The 24,601-nt window shown below is 71.6% G+C and carries 17 protein-coding genes and 22 pseudogenes; 29 read left to right on the top strand and 10 right to left on the bottom strand.

The window, feature by feature from the left end:
- Window position 1 precedes the first annotated feature (1 nt).
- The 13 genes and pseudogenes from UK94_RS67205 to UK94_RS27300 form a co-directional block, all read left to right on the top strand.
- Window positions 2-543: pseudogene (locus UK94_RS67205) on the top strand (branched-chain amino acid ABC transporter); the annotation flags it as partial.
- Between the two features lie 54 nt (window positions 544-597).
- Window positions 598-1,116: pseudogene (locus tag UK94_RS67200) on the top strand (acyl-CoA dehydrogenase family protein); the annotation flags it as partial.
- 165 nt (window positions 1,117-1,281) lie between these two features.
- Window positions 1,282-1,896, top strand: coding sequence for an acyl-CoA dehydrogenase family protein (locus UK94_RS67195; RefSeq protein WP_313949606.1), 615 nt, complete (start codon window positions 1,282-1,284; stop codon window positions 1,894-1,896).
- Between the two features lie 21 nt (window positions 1,897-1,917).
- A pseudogene (locus UK94_RS75215) lies at window positions 1,918-1,991 on the top strand (hypothetical protein); the annotation flags it as partial.
- A gap of 1 nt (window position 1,992) precedes the next feature.
- Window positions 1,993-3,117: acyl-CoA dehydrogenase family protein (locus tag UK94_RS27325; RefSeq protein WP_235490162.1), on the top strand; the 1,125-nt coding region annotated here is incomplete at its 5' end.
- 115 nt (window positions 3,118-3,232) lie between these two features.
- A pseudogene (locus UK94_RS67190) lies at window positions 3,233-3,555 on the top strand (amino acid ABC transporter substrate-binding protein); the annotation flags it as partial.
- A 1-nt stretch (window position 3,556) separates the two neighbouring features.
- Window positions 3,557-4,173: pseudogene (locus UK94_RS67185) on the top strand (ABC transporter substrate-binding protein); the annotation flags it as partial.
- Between the two features lies 1 nt (window position 4,174).
- A pseudogene (locus UK94_RS67180) lies at window positions 4,175-4,369 on the top strand (amino acid ABC transporter substrate-binding protein); the annotation flags it as partial.
- A gap of 28 nt (window positions 4,370-4,397) precedes the next feature.
- Complete coding sequence (locus UK94_RS27315) at window positions 4,398-5,198, top strand: enoyl-CoA hydratase/isomerase family protein (RefSeq protein WP_011604285.1); 801 nt, start codon at window positions 4,398-4,400, stop codon at window positions 5,196-5,198.
- A 109-nt stretch (window positions 5,199-5,307) separates the two neighbouring features.
- Window positions 5,308-5,625 (top strand): annotated as a pseudogene (locus UK94_RS67175) (SDR family NAD(P)-dependent oxidoreductase); the annotation flags it as partial.
- Between the two features lies 1 nt (window position 5,626).
- Window positions 5,627-6,156 (top strand): SDR family oxidoreductase (locus UK94_RS67170; RefSeq protein ID WP_235490159.1); only part of this gene is annotated, 530 nt, incomplete at its 5' end.
- A 1,941-nt stretch (window positions 6,157-8,097) separates the two neighbouring features.
- Window positions 8,098-8,607, top strand: a pseudogene (locus tag UK94_RS67165) (DUF222 domain-containing protein); the annotation flags it as partial.
- A gap of 1 nt (window position 8,608) precedes the next feature.
- On the top strand, window positions 8,609-9,741 hold a 1,133-nt coding region (locus UK94_RS27300), incomplete at its 5' end, for an HNH endonuclease signature motif containing protein (protein WP_235490156.1).
- 43 nt (window positions 9,742-9,784) lie between these two features.
- Here UK94_RS27300 and UK94_RS27295 read toward each other — a convergent pair.
- The 4 genes and pseudogenes from UK94_RS27295 to UK94_RS67150 all read right to left on the bottom strand — a co-directional run.
- A complete protein-coding gene (locus UK94_RS27295) occupies window positions 9,785-10,432 on the bottom strand; it encodes a cysteine hydrolase (RefSeq protein WP_011604291.1) in 648 nt (215 codons plus the stop codon).
- Between the two features lie 22 nt (window positions 10,433-10,454).
- Window positions 10,455-11,161 (bottom strand): annotated as a pseudogene (locus tag UK94_RS67160) (AMP-binding protein); the annotation flags it as partial.
- 1 nt (window position 11,162) lies between these two features.
- A pseudogene (locus tag UK94_RS67155) lies at window positions 11,163-11,453 on the bottom strand (cyclohexanecarboxylate-CoA ligase); the annotation flags it as partial.
- A gap of 1 nt (window position 11,454) precedes the next feature.
- Window positions 11,455-12,002, bottom strand: a 548-nt coding sequence (locus UK94_RS67150) for an AMP-binding protein (protein WP_235490208.1), incomplete at its 3' end; no start/stop codon positions are given.
- Between the two features lie 197 nt (window positions 12,003-12,199).
- Here UK94_RS67150 and UK94_RS75210 point away from each other — a divergent pair.
- From UK94_RS75210 to UK94_RS67145, 3 genes and pseudogenes are all read left to right on the top strand, one after another.
- Window positions 12,200-12,280, top strand: a pseudogene (locus UK94_RS75210) (hypothetical protein); the annotation flags it as partial.
- Window position 12,281: 1 nt separating this feature from the next.
- Window positions 12,282-13,245: pseudogene (locus UK94_RS27285) on the top strand (acyl-CoA dehydrogenase family protein); the annotation flags it as partial.
- Between the two features lies 1 nt (window position 13,246).
- Window positions 13,247-13,378, top strand: a 132-nt coding sequence (locus UK94_RS67145) for an acyl-CoA dehydrogenase family protein (protein WP_268761675.1), incomplete at its 5' end; no start/stop codon positions are given.
- 62 nt (window positions 13,379-13,440) lie between these two features.
- Here UK94_RS67145 and UK94_RS27280 read toward each other — a convergent pair.
- The 3 genes and pseudogenes from UK94_RS27280 to UK94_RS27275 form a co-directional block, all read right to left on the bottom strand.
- Window positions 13,441-14,760, bottom strand: a complete 1,320-nt coding sequence (locus tag UK94_RS27280) for an acyl-CoA dehydrogenase family protein (RefSeq protein WP_095213033.1) — start codon at window positions 14,758-14,760, stop codon at window positions 13,441-13,443.
- A 48-nt stretch (window positions 14,761-14,808) separates the two neighbouring features.
- Window positions 14,809-15,009 (bottom strand): annotated as a pseudogene (locus tag UK94_RS67140) (acyl-CoA dehydrogenase family protein); the annotation flags it as partial.
- A 1-nt stretch (window position 15,010) separates the two neighbouring features.
- Window positions 15,011-15,915, bottom strand: a 905-nt coding sequence (locus tag UK94_RS27275; protein ID WP_235490206.1) for an acyl-CoA dehydrogenase family protein, incomplete at its 3' end; no start/stop codon positions are given.
- Between the two features lie 239 nt (window positions 15,916-16,154).
- Here UK94_RS27275 and UK94_RS67135 point away from each other — a divergent pair.
- The 10 genes and pseudogenes from UK94_RS67135 to UK94_RS27255 all read left to right on the top strand — a co-directional run.
- Window positions 16,155-16,353, top strand: a pseudogene (locus UK94_RS67135) (LLM class flavin-dependent oxidoreductase); the annotation flags it as partial.
- Window position 16,354: 1 nt separating this feature from the next.
- A pseudogene (locus tag UK94_RS67130) lies at window positions 16,355-16,447 on the top strand (hypothetical protein); the annotation flags it as partial.
- Window position 16,448: 1 nt separating this feature from the next.
- Window positions 16,449-16,869, top strand: a pseudogene (locus tag UK94_RS67125) (LLM class flavin-dependent oxidoreductase); the annotation flags it as partial.
- Window position 16,870: 1 nt separating this feature from the next.
- Window positions 16,871-17,031: pseudogene (locus tag UK94_RS67120) on the top strand (LLM class F420-dependent oxidoreductase); the annotation flags it as partial.
- Between the two features lies 1 nt (window position 17,032).
- Window positions 17,033-17,168, top strand: a pseudogene (locus UK94_RS67115) (LLM class F420-dependent oxidoreductase); the annotation flags it as partial.
- A gap of 236 nt (window positions 17,169-17,404) precedes the next feature.
- Window positions 17,405-17,738: pseudogene (locus UK94_RS67110) on the top strand (CoA-transferase); the annotation flags it as partial.
- 1 nt (window position 17,739) lies between these two features.
- The coding region (locus UK94_RS67105; RefSeq protein WP_313949605.1) for a CoA-transferase at window positions 17,740-18,151 on the top strand (412 nt) is incomplete at its 5' end.
- Window positions 18,148-18,480: pseudogene (locus UK94_RS67100) on the top strand (CoA-transferase); the annotation flags it as partial. The gene UK94_RS67105 and the pseudogene UK94_RS67100, both read left to right, overlap by 4 nt.
- A 1-nt stretch (window position 18,481) precedes the next feature.
- Window positions 18,482-18,783 (top strand): annotated as a pseudogene (locus tag UK94_RS67095) (CoA-transferase); the annotation flags it as partial.
- A gap of 309 nt (window positions 18,784-19,092) precedes the next feature.
- The coding region (locus UK94_RS27255) for an SPFH domain-containing protein (protein WP_235490154.1) at window positions 19,093-19,897 on the top strand (805 nt) is incomplete at its 5' end.
- A 442-nt stretch (window positions 19,898-20,339) separates the two neighbouring features.
- On the opposite strand, the gene UK94_RS67085 is transcribed toward UK94_RS27255, so the two are convergent.
- Both UK94_RS67085 and UK94_RS67080 read right to left on the bottom strand, forming a co-directional pair.
- A partial coding sequence (locus UK94_RS67085) for an NAD(P)-binding domain-containing protein (RefSeq protein WP_268761674.1) occupies window positions 20,340-20,890 on the bottom strand: 551 nt, incomplete at its 3' end.
- A 453-nt stretch (window positions 20,891-21,343) separates the two neighbouring features.
- On the bottom strand, window positions 21,344-21,747 hold a 404-nt coding region (locus UK94_RS67080), incomplete at its 3' end, for an NAD(P)-binding domain-containing protein (RefSeq protein ID WP_235490151.1).
- Between the two features lie 180 nt (window positions 21,748-21,927).
- On the opposite strand from UK94_RS67080, the pseudogene UK94_RS76565 reads away from it, so the two are divergent.
- Both UK94_RS76565 and UK94_RS27240 read left to right on the top strand, forming a co-directional pair.
- A pseudogene (locus UK94_RS76565) lies at window positions 21,928-22,025 on the top strand (transcriptional regulator); the annotation flags it as partial.
- Between the two features lies 1 nt (window position 22,026).
- Window positions 22,027-22,293: winged helix-turn-helix transcriptional regulator (locus UK94_RS27240; RefSeq protein WP_235490149.1), on the top strand; the 267-nt coding region annotated here is incomplete at its 5' end.
- A gap of 129 nt (window positions 22,294-22,422) precedes the next feature.
- Here the strand turns inward: UK94_RS27240 and UK94_RS33160 are convergent.
- On the bottom strand, window positions 22,423-23,184 hold a 762-nt coding region (locus UK94_RS33160; RefSeq protein ID WP_235490147.1), incomplete at its 3' end, for a TetR/AcrR family transcriptional regulator.
- A 136-nt stretch (window positions 23,185-23,320) separates the two neighbouring features.
- Here UK94_RS33160 and UK94_RS27230 point away from each other — a divergent pair.
- The coding region (locus tag UK94_RS27230) for a carboxyl transferase domain-containing protein (protein ID WP_055752081.1) at window positions 23,321-24,601 on the top strand (1,281 nt) is incomplete at its 3' end.

Here is a 24,601-nt window from a genome sequence, read left to right as displayed (position 1 = left end):
NTCGGCGGCAACCCGGAGCAGGTGAACCTCGTCGGCGACCCGACGTTCTGCACCGGCGTGCTCAAGGCCCTCAAGACGCTGGGCTACTCGGGCAGCATCGTCCTGCAGTCGCAGTGCGTCAGCCCGGGGGCGGCCGCCGGCATCCCCGGTGGCTACGACGGGATGAAGGTCGTCAGCGGTCAGACGACGAACGTCGCCGACCCGGAGTACAAGCTGTACCTGGCGGCGATGAAGAAGTACCAGCCCGGTACCGACCCGACCGCCAAGAGCCTCACCGCCGGCGGCTGGGTGGTCACGCTCGGCTTCAGCCGGGCGATGGCCGGCCTCACCGCGCCGGTCACCTCCGCCGGGATCGAGAAGACGCTCGCGGCGATGCCGAAGACCAAACTGCCCCTCGGCGGCACCGCGACGTTCCAGTGCGACGGCAAGCAGGTCTCCATCACCCCCGCGGTCTGCTCCACCGGCGGGCTCGTGCAGACCCTCGACAGCAAGGGCAAGCCGACGTCGGAGCAGCCGCTCGACGTCTCCAGCGTCCTGCCGTAGCGGGCCGGCCGACCCGCGCCGAGCGCTGACGCCGAGGCCGGTCGGGGTGTGACGATGAGCCCCGACCGGCGCGGCAGGTGGCCGAGGGACCGCGGGGCGATCGAGGAACCGAGGGCCGGCAACGGACTGCGGGGCGGCCGAGGGACCGCGGGGCGATCGAGGGACATGGAGGGATCGAGGGACATGGATTTCGCGTTCACCGAGGACGATCGCGCGTTCGGCCGGCGGTTCGCCGAGCTGCTCGACGAGAAGCTGCCCGCGGACTGGCAGGGCTTCTTCGCCGAGGATCGCGAGGCCCTGGCCTTCACCCGCGAGTTCTGCCGCGACCTCGGCCGCGCCGGCCTGCTCACGGTGAGCTGGCCGGCGGAGTACGGCGGCCAGGGGGCCGGGGTCTGGAAGCAGACGCTGCTGCGCGAGCTGATGACCGCCAGCGGCGAGCCGCGCGGACCGCAGTACATGAACCTCAACTACATCGGCCCGCTCATCATGAAGTTCGGCACCGCGGAGCAGAAGGACCGGTTCCTGCCGCCGATGGCCCGCGGCGAGGTCATCTGGACCCAGGGGTTCTCCGAGNCGGACGCCGGCTCCGACCTCGCCGCGCTGCGCACCCGCGCCGTCGACCACGGCGACCACTTCGTCGTCACCGGGCAGAAGATCTGGTCCAGCTACGCCGACTCGCCGGCGGACTGGAACCTGCTGCTCGTGCGCACGAATCCGGACGCCGGCCGGCGCCGGGGGATGTCGGTCCTGCTCGTCGACATGACCTCGCCGGGAATCACGGTGCGCCCGATCGAGAGCATGGGCGGCTGGCACGAGATCAACGAGGTCTTCTACGACGAGGTCCGGGTGCCGCGTGACTGCCTGCTCGGCCCCCTCGACGAGGGCTGGGGGGTGATCGGTTCGGGGCTGACGCTCGAACGCATCGGCATCCCCCGCTACGCCCGCGCCCAGCGTGTCGTCGAGCGGCTGTGCGACCACGTCCGCGCGACCGGCCGCGCGGGCGAACCCGACGTCCGCCAGAAGCTCGCGGACCTGCGGGTGCGCTGCGAGGCGGCGAAGCTGCTCGCCTACCGGGCGATCTCGCTGGTCGCCGCCGGGGCCAACCCGGCCGCCGAGGCCTCGACCGCCCGCATCCACGCCACGCTGCTCGAACAGGCCGTCGGGCACGTGGGCCTGGAGATCCTCGGCGCGAGCGGGCGGCTCGGTTCTCCCGCCGACCAGCACGCCCCGCTGCACGGGCTGGTCAAGCAGCAGTGGGTGCACAACATCCCGGCGACGATCGGCGCCGGAACCCTGGAGATCCAGAAGAACATCGTCGCCCAGACCGCCCTGGGTCTGCCGCGGTCGCGCTAGTCGCAGAAGTGAGGTGCGGGGATGGATCTGACGTTGACCGCGGAGCAGCGCCTGCTCGCGGACACGGTGCGCGACCTGGTCGAGCGCGAGTGCCCNCCGGAGGTCGTCCGCGAGATCGAGAAGTCGGAGCGGGGTTACGGCGACGGGCACTGGAAGACGCTGGCCGGCCTCGGCCTGACCGGCCTGCTGCTGCCCGAGGAGCACGGCGGCGCCGGACAGGGCGTGCTGGACCTGGCGGTGGTCGCCGAGCAGCTCGGCTGGGGCGCGATGCCCACCCCGCTGCTGACCTCGGCCGTGTTCGCCGCCGGCCTCATCGACCTCGCCGGCAGCGCGGCGCAGCGGGCCCGCTGGCTGCCGGCGATCGGCGCCGGCACGGCCATCGCCACCGTGGCCGTGCTGGAGCCGGGTGCCCGCGACGAGTGGGGCGCACCGGACGCCGCCCTGACCCCGCACGGCGCCGGCCACCGGCTGACCGGCACGAAGATCCTCGTCCCCTACGCGCACGTCGCGGACGTCCTCGTCGTCGTGGTGAATGTCGTCGGCGCGCAGGTCGCCGGCTCCGGCCCGGGCGCCGACGCAGTCACCCCGGGCACGGATGACGGCGCCGGTGCGGGCAGCGGACGCCGCCTCGTGCTCGTCGACCCCGGCGCGCCCGGGGTGACCCTGCGCCGCCAGCACGACGGCGGCGGCGAGCCGGTGTTCGAGGTCGTCCTGCGCGACGTCGAGGTGGCCGCCGCGGACCTGCTCGCCGCGTCGGCGGCGGCCGGGGCCGCCCTGGCCACGGCGCTGGACCGGATGACCGTGGCGAGCCTGGCCTACGCGATCGGCGGGGCCCAGCACGCCCTGGACCTCAGCGTCGAGCATGCCCGCAGTCGCCGCCAGTTCGGCCAGCCGATCGGCGCGTTCCAGTCGGTGGCGCACCGCTGCGTCGACATGCTCACCGACCTGGAGGCCTGCCGCTACCTGTGCTACCAGGCCGCCTGGAAGCTGGACACGCCGGGCGGGCCGGGCGCGGCCGACTTCGAGGTCGCGGCGGCGAAGTCGTTCGCCAACGACGCGATCCGCCGGGTGTTCGTCCACGCCCACCAGGTGCACGGCGCCATCGGCTTCTCCATGGAACACGACCTGCAGCTGCACTCCCGGCGGGGCAAGACCTTCGAGCTGAGCTACGGCGGGTCGACGTGGCACCGGGAACGCGTCGCCCGCGCCCTGCACCTGTAACTGCCGCACCTGTGACTGCCGCACCTGTAGTCGCCGCGTCCGTGATCGCCCCCGGCCGCCATCGGCTCGGGGCCAGGCAGGCAGAACCATCGAGAGAGGGGTCACCGTGTCGTCGATGAAGGTGGGAGTCCTGCAGGACTTCCTGATGCCGCCGGCGTCGCAGCAGGTCATGCTCGACGCGCTGCGGCTGGCGTTCGACGAGTCCTACGCCGACGGCGAGATCGACCGTCCCGTCGAGCTGGTGCTGCGGGCCGTCGACGGCCTGCCCCGCGGGACGAGCTTCGACGTGCTCAACGCCTGGAAGGAACTCGAGGCCGAGGGCGTCCTGGTGATCTTCGGTCCGTGGGCGTCGGACAACGTGCTGGCGATCCGCCCCTACGTCGAGGACGTCGGCCACATCCCCACCCTGTCGATGAGCGGCACCGACCGCTGGTACGGNGAATGGTGCTTCTGCATCAACAACGGCTCGTTACCGGAGGAGCCGTACCTGCTGTCGAACTACCTCGGGGTGCGCGGCGTCGAGTCCGTCGCCGTCGTCTACGACAAGTGCGTGCCGGGGGAGGAGTACACCCGGTTCTTCCGCGACGCCTGTGCCTTCGACGGCGTGAAGATCGCCATCGAGGAACCGATCAACATGCTCGACACCGACCTGAGCCCGGCGCTGGCCCGGCTGCAGGCCTCCGGCGCCGACGCGATCGCCTACCTCGGCTGGGGGCTGACCGCGACCCACCTCAACACGGCCTTGGACGGTACCGGCTGGGACCCGGTGAAGGTGATGAGCTCGGGGTTCATGGCGGCGCCGTTCCTGCCCGGCGGCCTGAAGAGCATCGCCGGCTGGGTCGGCGTCGACCAGTACGACGAGGACAACGTCGTCGGCCAGGACTTCCTGGACCGGTTCGAGGCGCGGTTCGGCTACCGGCCGGCGAACTTCTTCTCCGTGCTGTGCTACGACTTCGGCGTCGTCATCGCCCGTGGCCTGTCGAAGGCCACGCCGCTGTCGCCGGACGGCGTGAAGGAGGGCCTGGAGAAGGTGAAGATGGTCCCCGCGGCCACCGGNGGCCCCGGCGGGGTGTTCAGCTTCGGCCCGCACGCCCGGCGCGCCTGGCTGACGCCGCACTTCATCGTCCTGCGCGAACCGGACCCCACCGCCGAGGTCGCCGACCTCACCAGCGGACCGGGCAGCATCCTGCGCCACCGCTACACCGCCCGCTCCCGCAGCGAGCGGCTCGGCACAGCGGGGCGAACCCAGTGATCCGGCGGCGAAGCGGGGCGTCGGTCGGATGAGCGAGCACTTCCGGCGCGAGCTCGACGACGGCGTCCTGACGATCACCTTCACCCGCGACGACAAGCTCAACGCCGTCAGCGCCCCGATGCTGGCGGCGCTGCGCGGCGCCGTCGCCGACCTCGGCGACGACGATGCCGTCCGGGTGCTGGTGATCACCGCCGAGGGGCGGCACTTCACCGCCGGCATGGACATCACCACGATCGACACCGGGATGGGCGTCGAGCCCGACGGCAGCGTCAACGGCCGGTCGGTGCGACGCACCTACCGGGCGCTGCACCTGCTCATGGACGAGATCGAGGCGATCGAGAAGCCGGTGATCCTCGCCGCGCAGGGGCCCTGCCGCGGCTTCGGGGTCGAGCTCGCCGTGTCGTGCGACTTCCGCTTCGCCGCGCCGCGGACCACCTTCGCCCTGCCGGAGGTGCCCAACCTGGCGGTGCTGCCCGGCTCCGGCGGCATCAGCCGGCTGACCCGGCTCGTCGGCCCGCACTGGGCGCGGTGGCTGGCGATGGCCGCTCGGCCGGTCGACGCCGAGCGGGCGCTGACGATCGGTCTGGTCCACGACGTGTTCGCGGACGAGCAGTTCGCGGCGGGCGTGCGGGAGTTCGCCCGCTCGCTGGTCGCGCTGTCCCCGCAGGCCCTCGGCCTGGCCAAGCTCGCCATCGACGCGGCCGCCAGCGTCGACCGCACGACCGCCCGCGACTTCGACCGGGTCGCGAACACCCTGCTGCTGACCTCCGAGGAGCACCTGGCCAAGGTGCGTGCCTTCCAGCAGCGGGCCGCCGCCCCGCGCGAGTAGCCCGTCGCGCCCGGCCGCCCGTCGCGCCCGGCCGTCGCGCCCGGCCGTCGCGCCCGGCCGCCCGTCGCACCCGATCGCCTACCGAACCTGATCGAGGGGGAACGACCAGATGGATCTCGGTTTACGCGGGAAGGTCGCGGTCGTCACCGGCGCGTCGAAAGGAATGGGCCGGTGGACGGCGCTGGAGTTCGCCCGTGAGGGCGCGGACGTGGTCGTCGTCGCCCGCGGCGCCGCGGCCCTCGCGCGCGTCGCCGCGCAGATCGAGGCGCTCGGCGTGCGCGCGCTGGCGGTGCCGGCCGACCTCGCGACCGCGGCCGGCACCGAGGAACTGTTCGACCGGGTGCGCGGCGTCTTCGGCGGCTGCGACGTGCTGGTCAACACCCTGGGCAGCGACGAGTACGACTACCTGCCCCTGACGGAGACCTCCNACGAGCTGTTCCAGGCGCATCTGGAGATCGGCCTGATGGCCGGGGTGCGGACCTGCCGGGCGGCGATCCCGCTGATGCGGGCCCGCGGCGGCGGCGCCATCGTCAACCTGGCCGCCATGTCGATCCGCAAGCAGTACCCGACGATGGTCGCCTACACGGCGGCGAAGGCGGCGCTGGCCAGCGTGTCGAAGAACCTCGCCCGCGCCGTCGGGCCGGACGGCATCCGGGTGAACACGGTCTGCCCCGGCGCGATCCTCACCGAGGGCGTCCGCGAGAAGATCGAGCAGTTCGGGCCGCAGCGCTGGGTCGCGCCCGACGCCCTGGCCGCCTCGGTGGGAGCGCCGAGCACCGAGGAGGTCTTTCTCGCCATCTCCCGGGACATGGGCGGCGCCGGCCGCGGCCTCGTGCCCGACCTCGGCCGCCCCGGGCGCCCCGAGGAGATCGCCGCCGCCATCGTCTTCCTGTGCAGCGCACGCGCCGGCTACATCACCGGGGCCCTGCTCAACGTCGACGGCGGCTCCGACTTCTAGCCCGTGTATCCCGCTGAGCCCAAGGGAGATGGTTCGCGCGCGCCCGAGCCCGGTGTGCAGAGCCCGCGCCCAGGTCATCCCGGCGGGCAGCCCGGACCGCCGCAGACGAAGCCCGCGGAGGACATCGCGCAGCCCCGGCCGGACGAGGACCCACCCGACGCCTACTGGATGAACACCGAAATGATCGCCTGTCATGCCGGCGTGTCCCTGATCGTCGGCGGCGATTCCGCCGGCTGGCGGCCCCGTAGGGCCCGCTCCACCTCCGCGCCCGCCCGGACGACCACAGCGTCGCCGGCGAGGGTCAGGAGCCCCGAACTGGACAGAAGGGTCGAGCCGCCGGCATCGGCCGGCCCCACAGCAGCCCCGCGGCGACCCGCGGTCCGACGTCGGCGATGACCTTCGTCAGCGATGACCTTTCCTGCTGTCTCCTCAACCAGATGCAGGGTGACCGCCGGTCCGGGACCCCTGCCTTTGTGGCAGCGGTCCCGTCCTCGGTCCACCTTTCGGTAGGTCAGGCCAGTTGCTGGGCGTTGAGGCTCGTGAGGTGTTCCTGAGCGGGGTTCTCGGTCGGGTAGAGAACCTGGATGTCGATGAGGAGATCCGCCTCGGGGTCGACGATGTGATCGCCGCCCGGGGGGGAGGCGAGCAGGACGCTGCCCTCGGTACCGTCGCGGAGGATCTGGCCCCAGAAAACGTCGCTGAAGCCCTTGAACAGCGAGGTTCCCTCCGGTAGATCACCAAAGCCGAGGGCCCATTTCACCACCCGCGTCGTCGAGGCCCTCACGGTGATCCGGTAGGAGTAGACCACCTTTCCCGCGTCCTGCCATTTTCCCCGGAACTCCTGCCTGACGACCAGGTTCCCCACGAAGGGGGCGGCCCGCGCGGACCGGGCCTGGTCGTTCCAGGTACCGTTCGGGCTTTCGGCCATGGCGACGCGGATCAGGTTCGCGATCGAGGAGTTCCGGTCCACCGGCAGAGCGTGCCCCTGCTGGNTGGCCGCGGAGAACAGCGTGTTGTCCTCGTCCGTGTTGTTGACGACGGCGCTGACCCCGTCACCGCTGTGGTCGAATCCGTACTCGGCGAAGTCGTCGACATAGACGCCCGACGGAATGACCAGGATCTTGTCGCCGACACCCGACTGCTGACCGGCGTTGAACTCGACGGCGCGGTAGAGGCAGAAGCTTCCTTCGGGACATGCCTCCCGCCCTTTNCCGTAAATCAACTGGGCACGCTTCTCGCTCATCGTATCCGGCTTTCTGTCGAATGGAATGCTCTCGATTCTGCCGATACTCGATTGTCCCGGGCGATTATTCAATCATCGTGGCTTCGTCTGGTCCCATCTCCGGGCGTGTCCAGTTTTGGGTGATGACAGACTTGGACCGAGGACCCGCTGTGGGCGGTTCTGGCACCACCACCCCACCGGCCGAAACACCNCCCCAGGGCGGGCACATGCACGGCCGGTCGCCCTCTTCCCGTCACGGTGCCCCATGCTCTTCCCGCCGTCATCCCACCCGACGTAGCGAACGGGGCATGCCGTCTCCCGCTGGCTGTCGTCCCCGACGTGCCCCGCATGCCCAGCGTCTCCGGGATGGGATGCCCAGCGTCCCCGGGGTGGGATGCCCAGCGTCTCCGGACCGGCCCAGGAGGCGTCGGCCGCCTCGTTGTCACCATCGGGCTCCGGCCGGCGGGTGAAGGGCTGTGCCTGGTGTNCTCCCCGGATGAACCTGGCTCCCGGGCTGAGGCTGGTCCACGGCCTGCGAGCTTCGGCTCGGCCTCCAGTCCGGCTCGCGACGTGCGCCCGGTCTCTGGCTGACCGGGCGCCACCCCTGCTGACAGTCACGGCCTCGACGATGTTCACGCGTCGGTGGATCCTTCTCCCACACCGGTCACCAATCCGAACATACGTTCGACATCGGGGGCTGGTCGACCTAGTGTTGATCCGTGACGCCCTTCACTTTCGGCCCCAGCCCTGGCCCTGACCCATGCCCTTCACCTGGTCCTGACTCCGATCTCGACCCCGACCGTGGTTCTGGCCCCGACCCGAACCCTGGCCCTGGCCCTGGCCCTGGCCAGGGTTCACGCTCAGCCGCTGGCATCGCCCCCGGCGTCGCTCCTGATCCGGGTCCGCGCTCAACCTCCCGCACCGGCAGCGATTCTGACGGTGCTGGCCTGGCGGGTTGTCCGCGGCTGCTGGCCGCCCTGTCGGAGCTCGACGCGATGGTCGGGCAGGCGGTGCACATGCCCGGTTGGGGGCTGTCCGACCCCGAGCTCGACGGCGCCGTCCTGGACTGCTCGGCGTTGCTTGCCCGTCTCGCCGCGGTCCGGCTCGGTCTGGTGCGGGAGATGCATGGCCGAGGCAGCGCGCTGCGGGAAGGCGCGACCAGTACCGCCGCCCTGGTCCGTGCCCGGCTACGCATCCGCCCCGTCGACGCCCAGCGGCTGGTGGACCTGNCCTTGGCCGTGGACGACGACCTGGCCGCAACCGGTGCCGCCCTGATCGCCGGCACGATCAGCGTCGAACAGGCCCAGACGATCCACCTCGCGCTTCGTTCCCTGCCCCGCGGTGTGGACGTCGCCACCCGACGTTCCGCCGAACAGTTCCTGCTCACCTCTGCCGCCAGGTTCGACCCCGCGGAACTCGCCCGGCTCGGCCGTCACCTCCGTGAACGCCTCACCGACGTCGATACCAGCCCCGGCGGCGACAACCCCGACCCCGAGGACAACGGCGCCGGCAACAACGACGGCGCTGGCAACGCAGACGCCGACAGCGACAGCCCTCCGGACGGCGGTGAGGGCGCCGGTAGGAGCGCTACCTCCGGCGCCGCCGACGGCGACGGCGATCCAGCGGACCGCCGTCGACTATGGATCACCGATCTCTCTGACGGCATGACCCGGATCAGCGGCGAACTCGACGCGGAAGCCGCCGCTCTGCTTCGCACCGCGCTCGACAGCCTCGCCGCACCCATGCCCGCCATCGACGGCACTCCCGACCCGCGCAGCCCGGCCCGCCGCCGCGCCGACGCCCTCGTCGACTTTGTGCACCGCGCGCTCGATGCCTCCGCCGTTCCCATCTCCGGCGGAGTGCGCCCGCACCTCACCGTCACGATCTCCTGGACCACCCTGGTCGGTCGCGGCGGGCCGGCCGCATCCACCAGTTGGGGTCAGCCCCTGTCACGCGCCACCGTGCGGCGCCTCGCCTGCGACGCCGCGGTCAGCCGCATCATCCTCGATCCCGCCAGCGTCCCCCTCGACGTCGGCCGCACACAGCGCACCGTCCCGGGCGACCTCCGCCGTGCGCTGGTCGCCCGGGACCAGGGCTGCGTCTTCCCAGGTTGCAGCAGGCCACCCAGCTGGTGCCAGGCCCACCACATCATCTCGTGGATCGACGAGGGTCCTACCTGCCTCGACAATCTCGTGCTGCTTTGCCCCTGGCATCACCGCCACGTGCACCATCACCACTGGACCATCCGACTCGGCGCCGACCGCCGACCCGAACTCATCCCACCCCCCTGGGTCGACCACACCCAGACCCCCCGCCGAAACCCCTACAGCCAACCCGTCGACATCCTCCTCAACTCAGCATGATCGTCACCTCGGTCGGGGAGCCGTCCTCAGGGCGGGTGTTGGGTCAGTGGCGCGGGGGCGTGGTCGTCGCGGCGTCGCGGCGGGTGAGGTCGGCGTGGATCTCGTCGGCGCGGGCGATCGTCGAGAGCATGCGTAGCTGGTTGGCGACGATCCACGCGTGCGACTCGGCGCTCGCCCCGGCGGTCGCGTCCTCGACGAGGACGCTGCGGTAGCCGCGGTCGGTCGCGCCCAGCGCGCCGGCGAGCAGCGCCATGTTCGTCGACACGCCGGTCAGGACGACCGTGTCGACGCGCAGGTTGCGCAGGGTGGAGTCGAGGTCGGTGCCATACCACATCGCCAGGCCCGAGCGGCGCGTACTGACGTAGTCGCCGGGCTGCGGCGCGACCTGGGGCATCGGTTCGGCCTGCGGGGTGCCGGCGAGCACTCGCCGTTCGCGGCGGACCTTCGCCGAGACCGGGTTGGTGTCGCTGAACGCGCCGAAGTCCGGCCGGTGCGCGACGTGGATGTGCACGACCGGCAGCTCGAGGGTGCGGAAGTCCGCGGCGAGCGCGGCGATGCGCGCGAGGATGCCGCGGGCGGCGGCCTGTTCGGCGAGCCCGGCGAAGATCGCCAGTTCGGGGTCGAGGGTGCCCCGCAGGCACTCGCTGACGACCAGCGCGGCGCGCTCGCCGCGGTCGAGTCCGTGGACCATGGCGCAGATCCGTCCGCGTCGCTCAGTGGCCGGCGCGCTGGGAGTCCCGGCTGCCCCGACCGGCGTCGGCGGGAACAGGGCCGGGGGCGGGGGCGCGTAGGCGGGCGCGCAGGTCGGCCTTGCGTACCTTGCCGGCCGCGGTGCGGGGCAGGTCGGCGACGATCTCGAGGCGTTCGGGGGTCTTGTGCTTGGCCACGCCGACGGCGACGAAGTGCTCGACGAGGTCGCGGAGGGAGAGTTCGCGGCCGGGCTCGACGATGACGAACGCGCAGACCCGCTCGCCGTAGAGCGGGTCGGGCATCGCGGTCACCGCCGCCTCGACGATCGCCGGGTGGCGCAGCAGGACGCCCTCGACCTCGGTGGAGGAGATGTTCTCCCCGCCGCGGATGATGATGTCCTTCTTGCGGTCGACGATGGTGAGGTGGCCGGCCTCGTCGAGGGTGCCGATGTCGCCGGTGCGAAACCAGCCGCCGTCGAGGAAGGCCTCGGCGTTGAGCGTGGGGTCGGTGTAGCCGACGAACAGCTCCGGGCCGAGGGTGACGACCTCGCCGGGGGTGCCGGGCGGCAGGTCGAGGCCGTCGTCGTCGACGATCCGCAGGCGGTTGGCGCCGAAGGCGACGCCGTCGGTGTAGGCGCGCACCTCGACCGGGTCCGACACGGCGGACACCGTGACCGTCGGGTGCTCGGTGGAGCCGTAGGAGCGAAACGCCCGCCAGCCGGCCGCCTCGGNGGCCAGGACGAGCTCCGGCGGCACGCCCGCGCCGCCGAGGTGGATCTCGTCGAGCGACGGCATCGGCGCGCCGGTGTCGCGGACGTCGGCGAGCAGGCTGCTGAGGAAGAACGGGGTCGCCCCGAGCCAGCTCACCCCGCGTTCGCGGATCACCCGCGCGACGCGTGCGGTGTTCCACGAGTCGACGAGGATGCTGGTGCGGCCCGACAGGAACGCCCGGCCGAGCAGCAGGACGCCGCCCATGTGCCCGGCGGGGAACGGCGAGAGGTGCACCGCGTCCGGGGTGCCGGCNTCGGCGTCGGCCAGCGCCCGCATCTCGGCCAGCAGGGTGTTGTGGGTGTGCTGCACGCCCTTGGGGGCGCTGGTGGTGCCCGAGGTGTAGATGACCATGCAGACGTCGTCGGCGTGCAGCGCTGGGGGCGCCGGCGGGTCGGCGTCGAGGGCCTCCAGCGCAGCCAGGGTGACCCCGCCCGGCGCCGTCCGCTCGCCGATGGTGATCACATGTTCCAGGTCGGGGCAGTCGCCGACCGTGGCGAACCGGTCGAGGTAGTCGATGGTGCGCCAGCGGTCGGGCATGACCAGTGCCCGCGCCCCCGACTGCCGCAGGATGTAGCAGACCTCGACCGGCCCGTAGATGTGCACGACGGGCACCAGGACCAGGCCCAGCGAGATCGCCGCGTGGTAGACGACCGCGCCCTCCAGCCAGTTGGGAACCTGGCAGGCGATCACGTCGCCGGGCCGCAGCCCGAGCCGGGCGAACGCGCCGGCCAGGCGGGCGCCGCGGCGGTGGATGTCGATGAGCCGGGCCGACGCCGGATGCGTCTCCGAGTCGAAGATCATCAACGACTGGGGGTGCCGCGCGGCGCCGTCCTGTAACGCGTCGACCAGGGTCTGGGTGGTGTGCAGCCCGGCGGCGTACCAGTGGTCGTTCGCCGGCGCGCGGCGCAGGAGACCGGTCATGGCAGCACTGTAGCCCTCATCACCTGTACAAGCTACATCCTTAAGATGATTAGATTCTCTTTACCGTCTGCCCTGTGATGCTGCCAGACGATCCCCGCGGAGGTCACGAGATGCAGCGTTCCGTCTTCACCCCCGACCACGAGGAGTACCGCCAGCTGNCCCGTACCTTCGTCGAGAAGGAGTGCCTGCCGCACAACGACCGGTGGGAGGCCGAGGGCATCGTCGACCGGACCGCCTGGCTGCGGGCCGGCGAGGTGGGCCTGCTCGGCCCGGCCGTGCCCGAGCAGTACGGCGGTGCGGGCGTCGACGACCCCCGCTACGGCGCCGTCGTCGCCGAGGAGTTCGCCTCCGCCGGCATCGGCGGCTTCGCCATCCAGCTGCACAACGACCTCATCGGCCCCTACCTGCTGGAGCTGACGACCGACGAGCAGAAGGCGCGCTGGCTGCCCGGCTACGTCCGCGGCGAGCTGATCACGGCCATCGCGATGACCGAGCCCGTCGCCGGCAGCGACCTGCGGGGCATGCGCACCACGGCGGTGCGCGACGGCGACCACTACGTCGTCAACGGGTCCAAGACGTTCATCAGCAACGGCATCCTCGCCGACCTGGTGGTGCTGTGCGCGAAGACGACCCGCGCGGACGGCGAGCAGGGGATCAGCCTCATCGTCGTCGAGCGCGACACCCCCGGCTTCGAGCGCGGCCGTCGCCTGGACAAGGTCGGCGCCCGCTCGCAGGACACCGCCGAGCTGTTCTTCACCGACGCCCGCGTCCCGGTCGCCAACCTGCTCGGCGAGGAGAACGAGGGCCTGCACTACCTGATGCGCAACCTGGCGAAGGAACGTCTGTCGATCGCGATCTCCTCGATCCAGAACGTCTTCCGGGCGCTGGAGCTCACCACCGCCTACGTCCGCGAGCGCAGGGCGTTCGGCAAGCCGATCGGCAGCTTCCAGAACACCCGCTTCGTCCTCGCCGACCTGCAGGCCCGGGCGTGGATGGCCCGGTCCTTCGTCGACGCCTGCCTGGCAGCCCTGGTCGTCGGCGAGCTGACGGGGGTCGAGGCGGCGGCGGCGAAGCTCTGTGCCACCGAGCTGGAGGACGCCGCGGTGGACGCCGGGGTGCAGCTNCACGGCGGCTACGGCTGGATGAACGAGTATCCGATCGCCCGGATGTATCGCGACAGCCGGATCAGCCACATCCTCGGCGGTTCCAACGAGATCATGAAGGAGATCATCGGCCGCTCGATGCAGTTGGGCTGAGCGGCCGACGACCTGCTTCGGGCGGCCGGATCCGGCCCGGCGGTGATCAGGTGATCAGGTGATCAGTTGTGGCGCAGCTCGTTGAAGGGTCGGTCGAGGTCGTGGGCGGGTTCCCGGGGCAGCCCGAGGATCCGTTCGCTGATCCCGTTGCGCTGCATCTCGTTGGTGCCGCCGGCGATGGCCAGGATCCGGCCGTTGAGGTAGTTCAGCGCCGTCGTCGACGCCTCGGTGTCCTGCGGATGCCAGACGACGCCGGCCGCGGCGGCGATCTCCAGGCCGATCGACGCCCGGACCGGGTTGAGCGTGCCGGCGGCGAGCTTCGAGTACGAGCCCAGGTTCGGGTTGGCCGCCCCCGACTCCGTCAGGGCGGCGACGTAGGCGTCGAGCTGCTCCTTGACGAGGTCGATGACATGGGCGCGGGCGATGAGCTGGCGGGTCACCGGATCGCCCTGGCGGCCCACCCGGCGGGCCAGGGCGACGAGGTCGGGGGCGAGCTCGCGGGCGCCGGTGTGGCGGGGCGCCTCGTCGGGGTCGCCGCCGAGCCGCTCGAAGACCATCATCGTGCGGGCCACCGTCCAGCCGTCCCCGACGGCGCCGATCCGGTTGGCGTCGGAGACGACCACGTCGTCGAAGAACTCCTCGCAGAACTCCGAGCTGCCGTTGATCTCCCGGATCGGCCGGATCGTCACGCCGTCGCTGGTCAGCGGCACACCGAACCACGTCAGCCCGCGGTGCTTCGGGACGGTCGGATCGGTCCGGGCCAGGCACAGGCCGTAGTCGGCGTAGTAGGCGCCGCTGGTCCACACCTTCGACCCGTTGAGCACCCAGTCGCCGGTGTCGGTGCGGGTCGCCCGGGTCGACACCCCGGCGAGGTCGGACCCCGCGCCCGGCTCGGAGAACAGCTGCACCCAGATCTCCTCGCCGGAGAGCATCCGCGGGATGTGGGTGCGGCGGAACTCGTCGGTGCCGTGGGCGAGGATCGTCGGCCCGCAGACCCGGGTGGTCGTCAGGCCCGCGATGCCCAGGTCCGCCACGACGTAGCCGCGGCTCTCCTGCTCGAAGATCTCCTCGTGGGCGGGGGTGAGGCCCTGCCCGCCGAACTCGGCGGGCCAGGTGATACCCGCGTACCCGCCCTCGTAGACGCGGCGCTGCAGGGCACGCTGCTCGGCGACCCGCTCGGGGGAGAGGTTGGCGGCATCGCCGCCGCGCAGCCGGGCCGGGGCGTCGTCGTCCCGGCGATCCAGGTTCGCCGCGAGCCACGCCCGCACCTGCCGCCGGTAGTCGTCGAGGTCGGGCACCGCGCCCGCCGCCGTCCGGCCCGCCGCCTGCCCGCCCGCCGCCTGCCCGCCCGCCGCCTGGCCCTCGGCCGTCTGTCCGCTCATCGCCTGCCCTCCGGTCGTCGCGGTGTGCTCATCGGTCGTCGCCCCTTCTCACAGGCCGTGCAGCCGGCAGATGCGTTCGCGGTGCCAGCCGGGGTCGCCGAACACGACCCGGTCGGTCGCCAGCCGGCGCAGGTAGAGGTGCAGGTCGTGCTCCCACGTGTAGCCGATGCCGCCGTGCAGCTGCAGGCAGCCCTGGGAGACGTCGATCGCGGCGTCGCCGACGAACGCCTTGGCCGCGCTGGCCAGCTCNGCGGCGTCCGGCGCCTGCTCCTGCACGGCCGTGAGGGCTCCCGTGGCGATGGCGTGGCTGCACTCGACCGCGAGGCTGAGGTCGGCGAGCTGGTGTTTCACCGCCTGGAACGAGCCGATCACCCGACCGAACGCGGCCCGGGTGCGGGCGTGCTCCAGCGTCATCGCGAACAGCTCGCCGATCGCGCCCACCATCTCGGCCACCGTCAGCACCGTGGCGACCTGCAGCAGCCGCTCGCCGAGATCGTCGTCGCCGATCTGCCCGACCACGGCGGAGGCCGGCACGCCGACGTCGCGCAGGACCAGTTCGGCGTAGCGGTGGGTCAGGTCGAGCCCGGCCCGTGGCTCGACGGTGAGCCCGGGGGTGCTGCCGGGCACCAGGAACAGCGCCGGGCGGCCGTCCACCGCGGCGCTGACGAGAAACCAGTCGGCCAGGTGGGCGTCCTGGACGAGGCTCTTGGTGCCGGACAGGACGAAGCCGGTGCCGTCACGGCGGACCTCGACGCCGGCCGACGCCTCCCAGCCACCCACCGGGTCGCCGAGCGCCCAGGCCGCGAGGGCCTTGCCGCCGGCGAGGTCGTCGAGCAGGGCACGCTGCTCGCCGGTGCCGCCGAGCGTGATCGCCAGCGCCGCGACGTTGGCCCCGACGACGCCCCCGGGCTGCAGGTAGCGGCCCCGCTGCTCGGCGATGAGGCCGGCGTCGAGGACCGGCTGACCGGACGGGCTGCCGCCGCCGTGCTCCTCGGGCACGAACAGCGCCAGCCAGCCCAGCTCGCCGATCTCGGTGAAGTAGCCGCCGTCGAGCTCCTCCTCGCGCTGCGCCACCCGGCGCACGGTGGAGACGGGGCAGGTCGACCTGATGAAGCGCTCGGCCGTCTCGGCGAACAGTTTCTGGTCCGCTGTCACACCCGGAAGCACGGGCGGTCTCCTCTCGATCCTGGGCGCCGGTCGATCCCTGGGCGCCGGCGNCACCCTCGACCAGCAAACGCCGTTCGGCCCGATGGCGCTCGCGGCAGGGGACGGTCCGGCGGACCGCGGCGGCGCCGTCGGGCCGGCCCGTGACGCAGCCGACCGTCGGCGCCGCTGCCACGATAGCGACTATTAAGGTAGCTTACTCAAATCATCTATCTGATCCAACTTAAGGAGTGGACGTGAAGGTCGACGTTGGTCTGTGGGCTGATCTTGACGACATCGCCAGCCGATCACGCGAACTCGAGTCCCTGGGCTACGACGCGCTGTACGTTCCGGAGACCGCGCACGACCCGTTCCTGCCCGTGGTCCTCGCGGCGCAGGCGACCGAACGCGTCATGATCCGAACCGGCGTCGCCGTGGCCTTCCCGCGCANCCCCATGCACCTGGCGATGGTCGCCAACGACCTGCACACCATCAGCCGGGGCCGGTTCGTCCTCGGGCTCGGATCGCAGGTCAAGCCGCACATNGAGAAGCGCTTCAGCGCCGTGTGGTCCGAGCCGGCCAAGCGCATGCGGGAGATCGTCCTGGCCATCCAGGCGATCTGGCGGTGCTGGAACGACGGCGAGCGCCTGGACTTCCAGGGCGAGTTCTACCAGCACACGCTGATGACGCCGTTCTTCAACCCCGGGCCCAACCCGTACGGGACACCGCGCATCCAGCTCGCCGCCCTCGGGCCGCGCATGACCGAGGTCGCCGGCGAGGTCTCCGACGGGATCCTGCTGCACGGCCTGTCGTCGGAGCGGTTCGTGCGCGAGGTGACCCTGCCGGCGCTGGAACGGGGCCTGGCGCGGGCCGGGCGCAAGCGCTCGGACGTCGAACTGACCTTCCCCACCCTCATCGCCACCGGCGACACCGACGAGGAGCTGGCCGAGTCGGAGAAGAAGCTGCNCCAGCACTTCGCCTTCTACGCCTCCACCCCCGCCTACAGCGCGGTCCTGGAACTACACGGCTGGGGCGGCCTGCAGCGTGACCTCTACGAGCTGACCCGGGACGGCCGCTGGCAGGATCTCGGCTCGCTCGTCACCGAGGAGGTGCTGGAGGTCTTCACGGNGCGGGGCACCCCGGAGGACATCCCGAAGCAGATCCGGGCGCGTGTCGGCGACATCGCCGACCGGGTGAGCTTCTACTCGCCCGCCCCCATCACCCCCGAGGTGATCTCCCGCATCCTCGCCGGCCTGAAGGGCTAGCGACGGCGCCGCGCGGCGGGTCACGGTNCGCCGGCCGGGCTACGGGAGCGGCCGGCCCGGCTCGGCCCGACTCGGCTGTCGCCGTCGCCGTCGCCGTCGCCGTCGCCCGAGCCTGATCGGGCGGTGGGGCTGGACGGGAATGTTAGTTGTGGCTAACTTCGTCTGGGTTAGCGGACGCTAACGTGCAGGCGGTTCCGGTGTGGTGCCGCCGACTGGTGCGGGAGGCGGGTGCGCGGGTGGACAAGGTGGTCGCGAGTGCGGCCCTGGCGGTGGCCGACATCCCCGACGGGGCGTCGCTGGCGGTCGGGGGGTTCGGGCTGTGCGGCATCCCGAGCGTCCTGATCGACGCGTTGCTGGCCGCCGGGGTCCGCGAGTTGGAGACCGTCAGCAACAACTGCGGGGTCGACGACTGGGGGCTCGGCCTGCTGCTGCGGGCGGGGCGGATCCGGCGGACGACGGGCTCGTACGTGGGGGAGAACAAGGAGTTCGAGCGGCAGTTCCTGGCCGGTGAGCTGGAGGTTGAACTGGTGCCGCAGGGCACGCTCGCCGAACGGCTGCGCGCGGGCGGGGNGGGCATCCCGGCGTTCTACACCCCGGCCGGGGTGGGCACGCAGGTCGCCGAGGGTGGTGTTCCGCTGCGCCACGACGCCTCCGGCCGGGTGGCACTCGCGTCGCCGCCGAAGGAGACCCGGGTGTTCGACGGCACCGAGTACGTCCTGGAGCGGGGGATCGTCTGCGACTACGGGTTGGTGCACGCCTGGCGCGGCGACCGGCACGGCAACCTGATCTATCGGGCGAGCGCGGCGAACTTCAACCCGCTGTGCGCGGCGGCGGGCCGGGTGACGATCGCCGAGGTCGAGGAGCTCGTGGAGCCCGGCGAGCTCGACCCGGATCAGATTCACACCCCGGGCATCCTCGTCCAGCGCGTCGTGCACGCGCCAGACCCGGAGAAGCGGATCGAACGCAGGACGGTGACGGCATGACGCTGACGCGGGAGGCGCTGGCCGCGCGGGTGGCGCGGGAGCTGGTCGACGGCCAGTACGTCAATCTCGGGATCGGGCTGCCGACGCTGGTGCCGGGCTACCTGCCGGCCGATGTGACGGTGGTGCTGCACAGCGAGAACGGCATCCTCGGCGTCGGGCCCTACCCGGCCCCGGACCGGGTCGACGCGGACCTGGTCAACGCCGGGAAGGAGACGGTGACCGTGCTGCCCGGGGCGTCGTACTTCGATTCGGCGACGTCGTTCGGGATGATCCGCGGCGGGCATGTCGACGTCGCGGTGCTCGGCGCGATGCAGGTGTCCGCACAGGGCNATCTCGCGAACTGGATGATTCCCGGGAAGATGGTCAAGGGGATGGGCGGCGCGATGGACCTCGTGCACGGCGCGCGCCGCGTCATCGTGATGATGGAGCACGTCGCCCGCGACGGGACCCACAAGCTGGTGCGGGAGTGCTCCCTGCCGCTGACGGGCCGGGCCTGCGTGCACCGGGTCATCACCGATCTCGCCGTCCTCGACGTGGACCCCGGCCGCGGCCTGGTGCTGCGCGAACTCGCCCCCGGCGTCACCGTCGACGACGTCCGCGCCGCCACCGAACCCGACCTCACCCTCCAGCTCNACTGACCCGACCGTCTCCGGGTGGAACGGGATCCGGGACGGCTATCCGACACGTCCGTCGACCGGCCACGGATACGGGACATACTGACCACGGGTCGCATCGTCGGTCAGGGGAGCGTGCGTGGCGTCAGGTAGGCGTGTCGGGCTCGTAGCCGGTGCCGTCGTCGGGGTGGTGGCGGTGATCTTCGGGCTGGTCGTGGGGGCGAGTGCGCTCGGTTCGTTCGCGTCGACGTCGGGCGGGNAGATCGCGGTGGTCCGCAACGGGGGCCCGTTCGACAATCACCGGATCCGCCAGATCGTCAATCCCGNCTCGTCGAGGACCTACGTCGGCCTGTATTCCTCGATGCACAACTATCCGGCGCAGCAGCGTTACTACACGATCACGTCCGTCGCCGGTGAGGGCGACCGCGGCAAGGTCGACGTCGTGACGACACCGTCGAAGGACGGCGTGAGCATGGGGATCGAGGGCACGTTCTACTTCACCCTCAACCTCGACCACGACGTCCTACGCCGGTTCGACGACAAGTTCGGCACCAGGAAGTTCCCGCTGGCGAGCAAGGGTGGGAAGCTTTACTACGCCTGGTCCGGTGACGACGGCTGGTCGGCGTTCCTGGGCGCGATCATCCGGCCGGTCATCGACAACGACCTGCGCGAGCAGATCAACAACTTCACCTGCGCCGACCTCGTCTCCTCCTGCGCCCTGGTCCAGATGGGCGCCAACCAGCAGGCCGGGGCGCAGACGACCCTCAACGCGGCGTCGAGCAACGGCAACATCCAGGCCGTCCAGAACGCGATCAACAAGTCGCTGGCCACCGACCTCAACGACAATCTCGGTGGCCCGTTCCTGGAGAACCTGCGTTTCACCCTGGCTCGGGTCACGCTGCCGGAGAACGTCCAGGGAGCAGTGAACAGCGCCCAGGCGGCGTTTGCCCGGATCACCGAGGCGCAGGCCCGGGTCGCCGAGGCGAAGGCTGAGGCGGAGGCGAACCGCCAGCGTCAGTCGGGCTACGCACAGTGCCCGGCCTGCGCCAAGATCGATGAGCTCAAGGCAATCCCGTCGAACGTGACGACCTACGCGCCCGGCGCGGAAGTCGCCGTCACCGCGGGCAAGTAGCAGCTGCGGTTCCGCGGAACCGCACACCCCAGCACGGCCCTACCATCCCCGGCATCCCCGGATAAGCAGTGTGCATGGCCCGGTGGTAGCACCGGCCGTCCTGGGTTGTCGTCANCCGCCGGCTCTGAGGAACTCGTAGAGAACGGTCCAGTTCTCGCTGGCGCGGCCTGCGAGGACGGCCTGGTCGTANTGCGCCTTGACGGCTTTCGGTAGCCGCGTGTCGATGCCGGCCTTCTCACTCGTCCAGACGATGTGGTTCGCTGTGGCGCCCATCATCCGCGCCGTACTGAGGTCGCCGGGGTGTTCGCCGGCCTCCAGGCGCCGGGCCAGGTCCCGTCCGTCTCCGATCATCGTCGGTATGCCGGTGAGGAGTTCCATCGCGCCGGGTAGGAAGTNGGCGGCCGGGACACCGGCGACGGCGACGAGCGCGGTGGCGTGCAGNAGGCTCGACAGCGCGGTGAGGAAGACGTCGAGGTGCGCCTGGTAGAAGAGCTGGGCCAGGCCTGGGTCCGCTCCGAGGTACCTGGGCTCGCCGATCTGTCTGAGGGCGGGCTCGTGCGCGTCGAACACCGCACGCGGCCCGCTGTAGAACACGTGTGCCCCTGGACCGCCCACGGCGGGAGCGGGCACCATCACGCCTCCAGTCACGAAGCTCGCTCCGTGTACGGCCGCCCATCGCGCCGCGTCCCGGGAGGCATCAGGCGTGTCCGAACTGAGATTGACCAGGACCTTGCCGGCCAGAACGCTCGAGGCTCGTGAGGTCGCGCCGCCCAGGCCGAGGATGTCGTACATCGCCTGGTAGTCGGTGAGGCTGAGAATCGTCAGCTCACTGGCGGCGACCGCGGCCGTCGGTGTGGGCGCCAGCGTGGCGCCCCCGGCGACGAGGTCGTCGGCGCGCCCCGGGGTGCGGTTCCACACCGTCACCGGATGGCCGGACCGCAGCAGGGACGCGGCCATCGCTCGACCCATCGGGCCAAGGCCGATGACCGTCACGGAGGACAGTCCGCCCTCGCCGCTCACCGGGTGCTCCTGAGCGCCTCGACGATGCGGGCGGTGCCCTGCCTGCCNTACCCGGCGGCGACCTGCCGGTGCACGATGTCGTGGACGGGCCGTAGCACCTCGATGCTCACGCCCTGATCCAGGCTGGCCGTCACCAGCAAGTCCAGCGCGGCTTCGGTGAACTCAAGGCTCTGCTGGCCCGCCCCGGCGTGCTCCTTGGCGTCTACTGCGGTGGCGAGATCGGCCAGCTGGCCGGNCATGGAGGCGAGGAAAGGCCCCTGCCGACGGGCGAAGTCGGTTGCCGACACTCCTTCGGCACCGACCATCGCCGCGCCGTGGAGAAAACCGGCGAACATCGTGTACATCCCGACGAGCATCGCCATGTCGCGGAGCGAGGCAAAGCCGGGGTCAGTCCCGAAGTAGTCGCTTCGCCCCCACAGATCGAGNAGGTCCCGGTTCTCCCCGAAGGCGGCCTCGGGGCCGCTGTAGAAGATCGCCGCATCCGGATGGCCGATCATCCTGGGTACGGCCATGATCGCGCCATCGAGGTAGGTGATGCCGTGCTCTGCCGCCCACGTCGCGAGCCCGCGAGCCTGGTTCGGTGTCGTCGTCGTCAGATTGATCACGGTACGTCCGGCCAGACGTGCGGCGACAGGATCGACCACAGCGTGCACCGATTGATGATCGAGCAGGCACACGACGACCACCCCGTCGCCGGTGATCGCCTCCTCGACGGTCTCGGTGACGGTGGCGCCACGCTCGCCCAGGGCCCGTGCTTTGTCTGGAGTGCGGTTCCACACCACGGATGGTCGGCCGGTGTCGAGAGCCGCGGCGGCGAGCGCGCTGCCCATCGCGCCCAGNCCCAGAAAGGTCGTACGGGTCGTCATGAACTGTCCCTTGCTCCGTTTGGTGGTCTGACTGTCGTGCTGTCCCGACCCTCCGCCCGGACCTTCCCCTTCGACAAGTACCTACAATTTTGTTCAATACTTACCGGGAAGTATGTGTCCAGCTGAGGTGAGGTGGAGGGTCTGATGGCGACGAGCGCGAGGCGCGGTCCCTACGTCTGCGGCATAGACGCCGGTATGGACGTGGTGTCAGGGAAGTGGAAGTCGCTGGTCCTCTGGGAGCTNAACAACCATGGAACCCGGCGGTTCGGAGAGCTGCGGCGCGGCCTTCCCGGCGTCAGCGAGAAGATGCTCATCCAGCACCTGCGCGAGATGGAGGCAGACGGCCTGATCCATCGCGAGGTGTATCGGGAGGTCCCACCCCGGGTCGAGTACTCTCTCACCGAGCACGGTACGTCACTCAACGAGGCTCTCCGCTCGCTGGGTGAGTGGGGGAAGCGACGCTGCGAGCGCCTCGCCGCCGAGGACGCGCCCGCGCCCGCACCCGCGTAACCATCCGCGTCGCGCGCGGCCGAGTCAGTCCCACCCGGCGGAGGCTTATGCCGTGGCTGCGGCGGTCGCCATGGCGTGCAGCGTGGTGGCCCTGACGGCGGGGTCGAGGGCGCCGGAGCTGTGCGGGGNGGAGTTGATCAGGCCGAAGATCGCGTGGGCGCGGACGCGGGCGGCGGGCGCGGTCAGCTCCGGGCGCAGGCGGCGCAGCACGCCGACCCACAGCTCGACGTAGGCGCGTTGGAGCCGGCGGACCTCGTGCTCGTCCGGCGCCGGCAGGCTGTGCAGGTCACGGTCGTGGATGACGATCAGGTCGGGGTTGCCGACGGCGAACTCGACGTGTCGGCGGACGAGGCGGTCGAGGGCGTCGGCCGCGCTCGGGTCCGCGCTCAGCACGGTCTGGGCGCCGTGGAGCAGATGCTGGCTGATGCCCACGAGCAGTTCCGTGAGCATCGCGTCCTTGCTGGCGAAGTGCCGGTAGATCCCGGGACCGCGGATGCCGACGGCGGCGCCGATCTGCTCGATGCCGACCCCGCGGAACCCTCGCTCGGCGAACAGCCGGGCCGCCGCCTGCAGCAGGTCGTCCCGGCGCCCGCTGCGAGCCCGCCGAACCGGCGCAGCCGCGGTCGGGTCCGCGTTGGTCTGATCTGGGCGGGCCGGGTCCGGGCGGGCCGGGGGCGCCGCGGGCTGATCGGCGTCGGGCTCCGGGGTGGACGGCGGGACGGTGACGGGCGAGGTGGGTGCCGGGCGGGTCGCGTCGAGGGCGACCGCGGCCGGGGTGGTATGGGGTTCCGGCGCCGGGGCCGGCGGTGTCGCGGCGGTGGAGGTGGCGGCGTCGGAGAAGGTGGGGGCCAGACCCGCCGGGGGCGTCACCCGGGTGGCACGCGACGGCACGATGTGGTCCTCCTTCGGGCAGAGGCTACCAAGCGCGGCCCACCGGTCGGTGGCCGGAAGTACCCGGTCGGTGGCGGACGTCCCAGCCGGGCCGGACAGTCGACGGAGGTGTTAGCGCGCGCTAACATCTGGACCCATGTTAGCGACTGTTAACGTCGGCGACGGTCCGGCCGCCGCGCGCGCACGGGCCGCGGCGGCGGAGGACCTCACCGGGCCGCCGCTGCGCAGCGCCGTCGACGCCGCCTCGCCCGCGGCGCGCGGGTACTCCGAGACCCACACCGCGCTCGTCGCCGAGCTGCGCGAGCGGCTCGCCGCGGCGGCCCTGGGCGGCCCCGAGCCCGTCCGGCGCCGGCACGTCGAGCGCGGCAAGCTGCTGGCGCGTGAGCGCATCGAGGTGCTGCTCGACCCGGGCAGCCCCTTCCTGGAGCTGTCCCCGCTGGCCGCCGACGGGATGTACGACGGCGACGCGCCGGGTGCGGGCATCGTCACCGGAATAGGTCGGATCGCGGGACGGGAATGCGTCGTCGTCGCGAACGACGCGACCGTCAAGGGCGGGACGTACTACCCGTTGACGGTGAAGAAGCACCTGCGGGCGCAGGAGGTGGCGCTGCACAACCGGCTGCCCTGCGTCTACCTCGTCGACTCCGGCGGGGCGTTCCTGCCGATGCAGGACGACGTGTTTCCCGACCGGGAGCATTTCGGCCGGATCTTCTACAACCAGGCCACGATGTCGAAGGCCGGCATCGCGCAGATCGCGGCGGTGCTCGGTTCGTCGACGGCGGGCGGCGCCTACGTCCCGGCGATGAGCGACGAGACGGTCATCGTCCGCAACCAGGGAACGATCTTCCTGGGTGGGCCGCCGCTGGTCAAGGCGGCCACGGGAGAGGTCGTCGCCGCCGAGGACCTCGGCGGCGGTCTGCTGCACGCGAAGACCTCCGGGGTCGTCGACCACCTGGCCGACGACGACGCCGACGCCCTGCAGACGGTGCGCCGGATCGTCGCGAACCTGGCCCCGCGGGCGGCGCGGCCCTGGCCGGTCGCGGCGGTGGAGGAGCCCGCGGTCGACCCGGCCGGCCTTTATGCGGCGGTGCCGACGGATTCGCGGACGCCGTATGACGTGCGGGAGGTGATCGCGCGGATCGTGGACGGGAGTCGGTTCGCGGAGTTCAAGCGGGAGTACGGGTCGACGTTGGTGACCGGCACGGCGCGGTTGCATGGTCATCCGGTGGGGATCGTGGCGAACAACGGGGTGTTGTTCGGGGAGTCGGCGTTGAAGGGGGCGCATTTCATCGAGTTGTGTGACCAGCGGGGGATTCCGTTGGTGTTCCTGCAGAACATCTCGGGGTTCATGGTGGGGCGGGAGTACGAGGCGGGTGGTATTGCGAAGCACGGGGCGAAGATGGTGACGGCGGTGGCG

Source organism: Frankia sp. AvcI1, from assembly GCF_001420875.1.
Taxonomy (GTDB): Bacteria; Actinomycetota; Actinomycetes; order Frankiales; family Frankiaceae; genus Frankia; species Frankia alni.
This window is presented reverse-complemented; position numbering and strand designations above follow the sequence as displayed.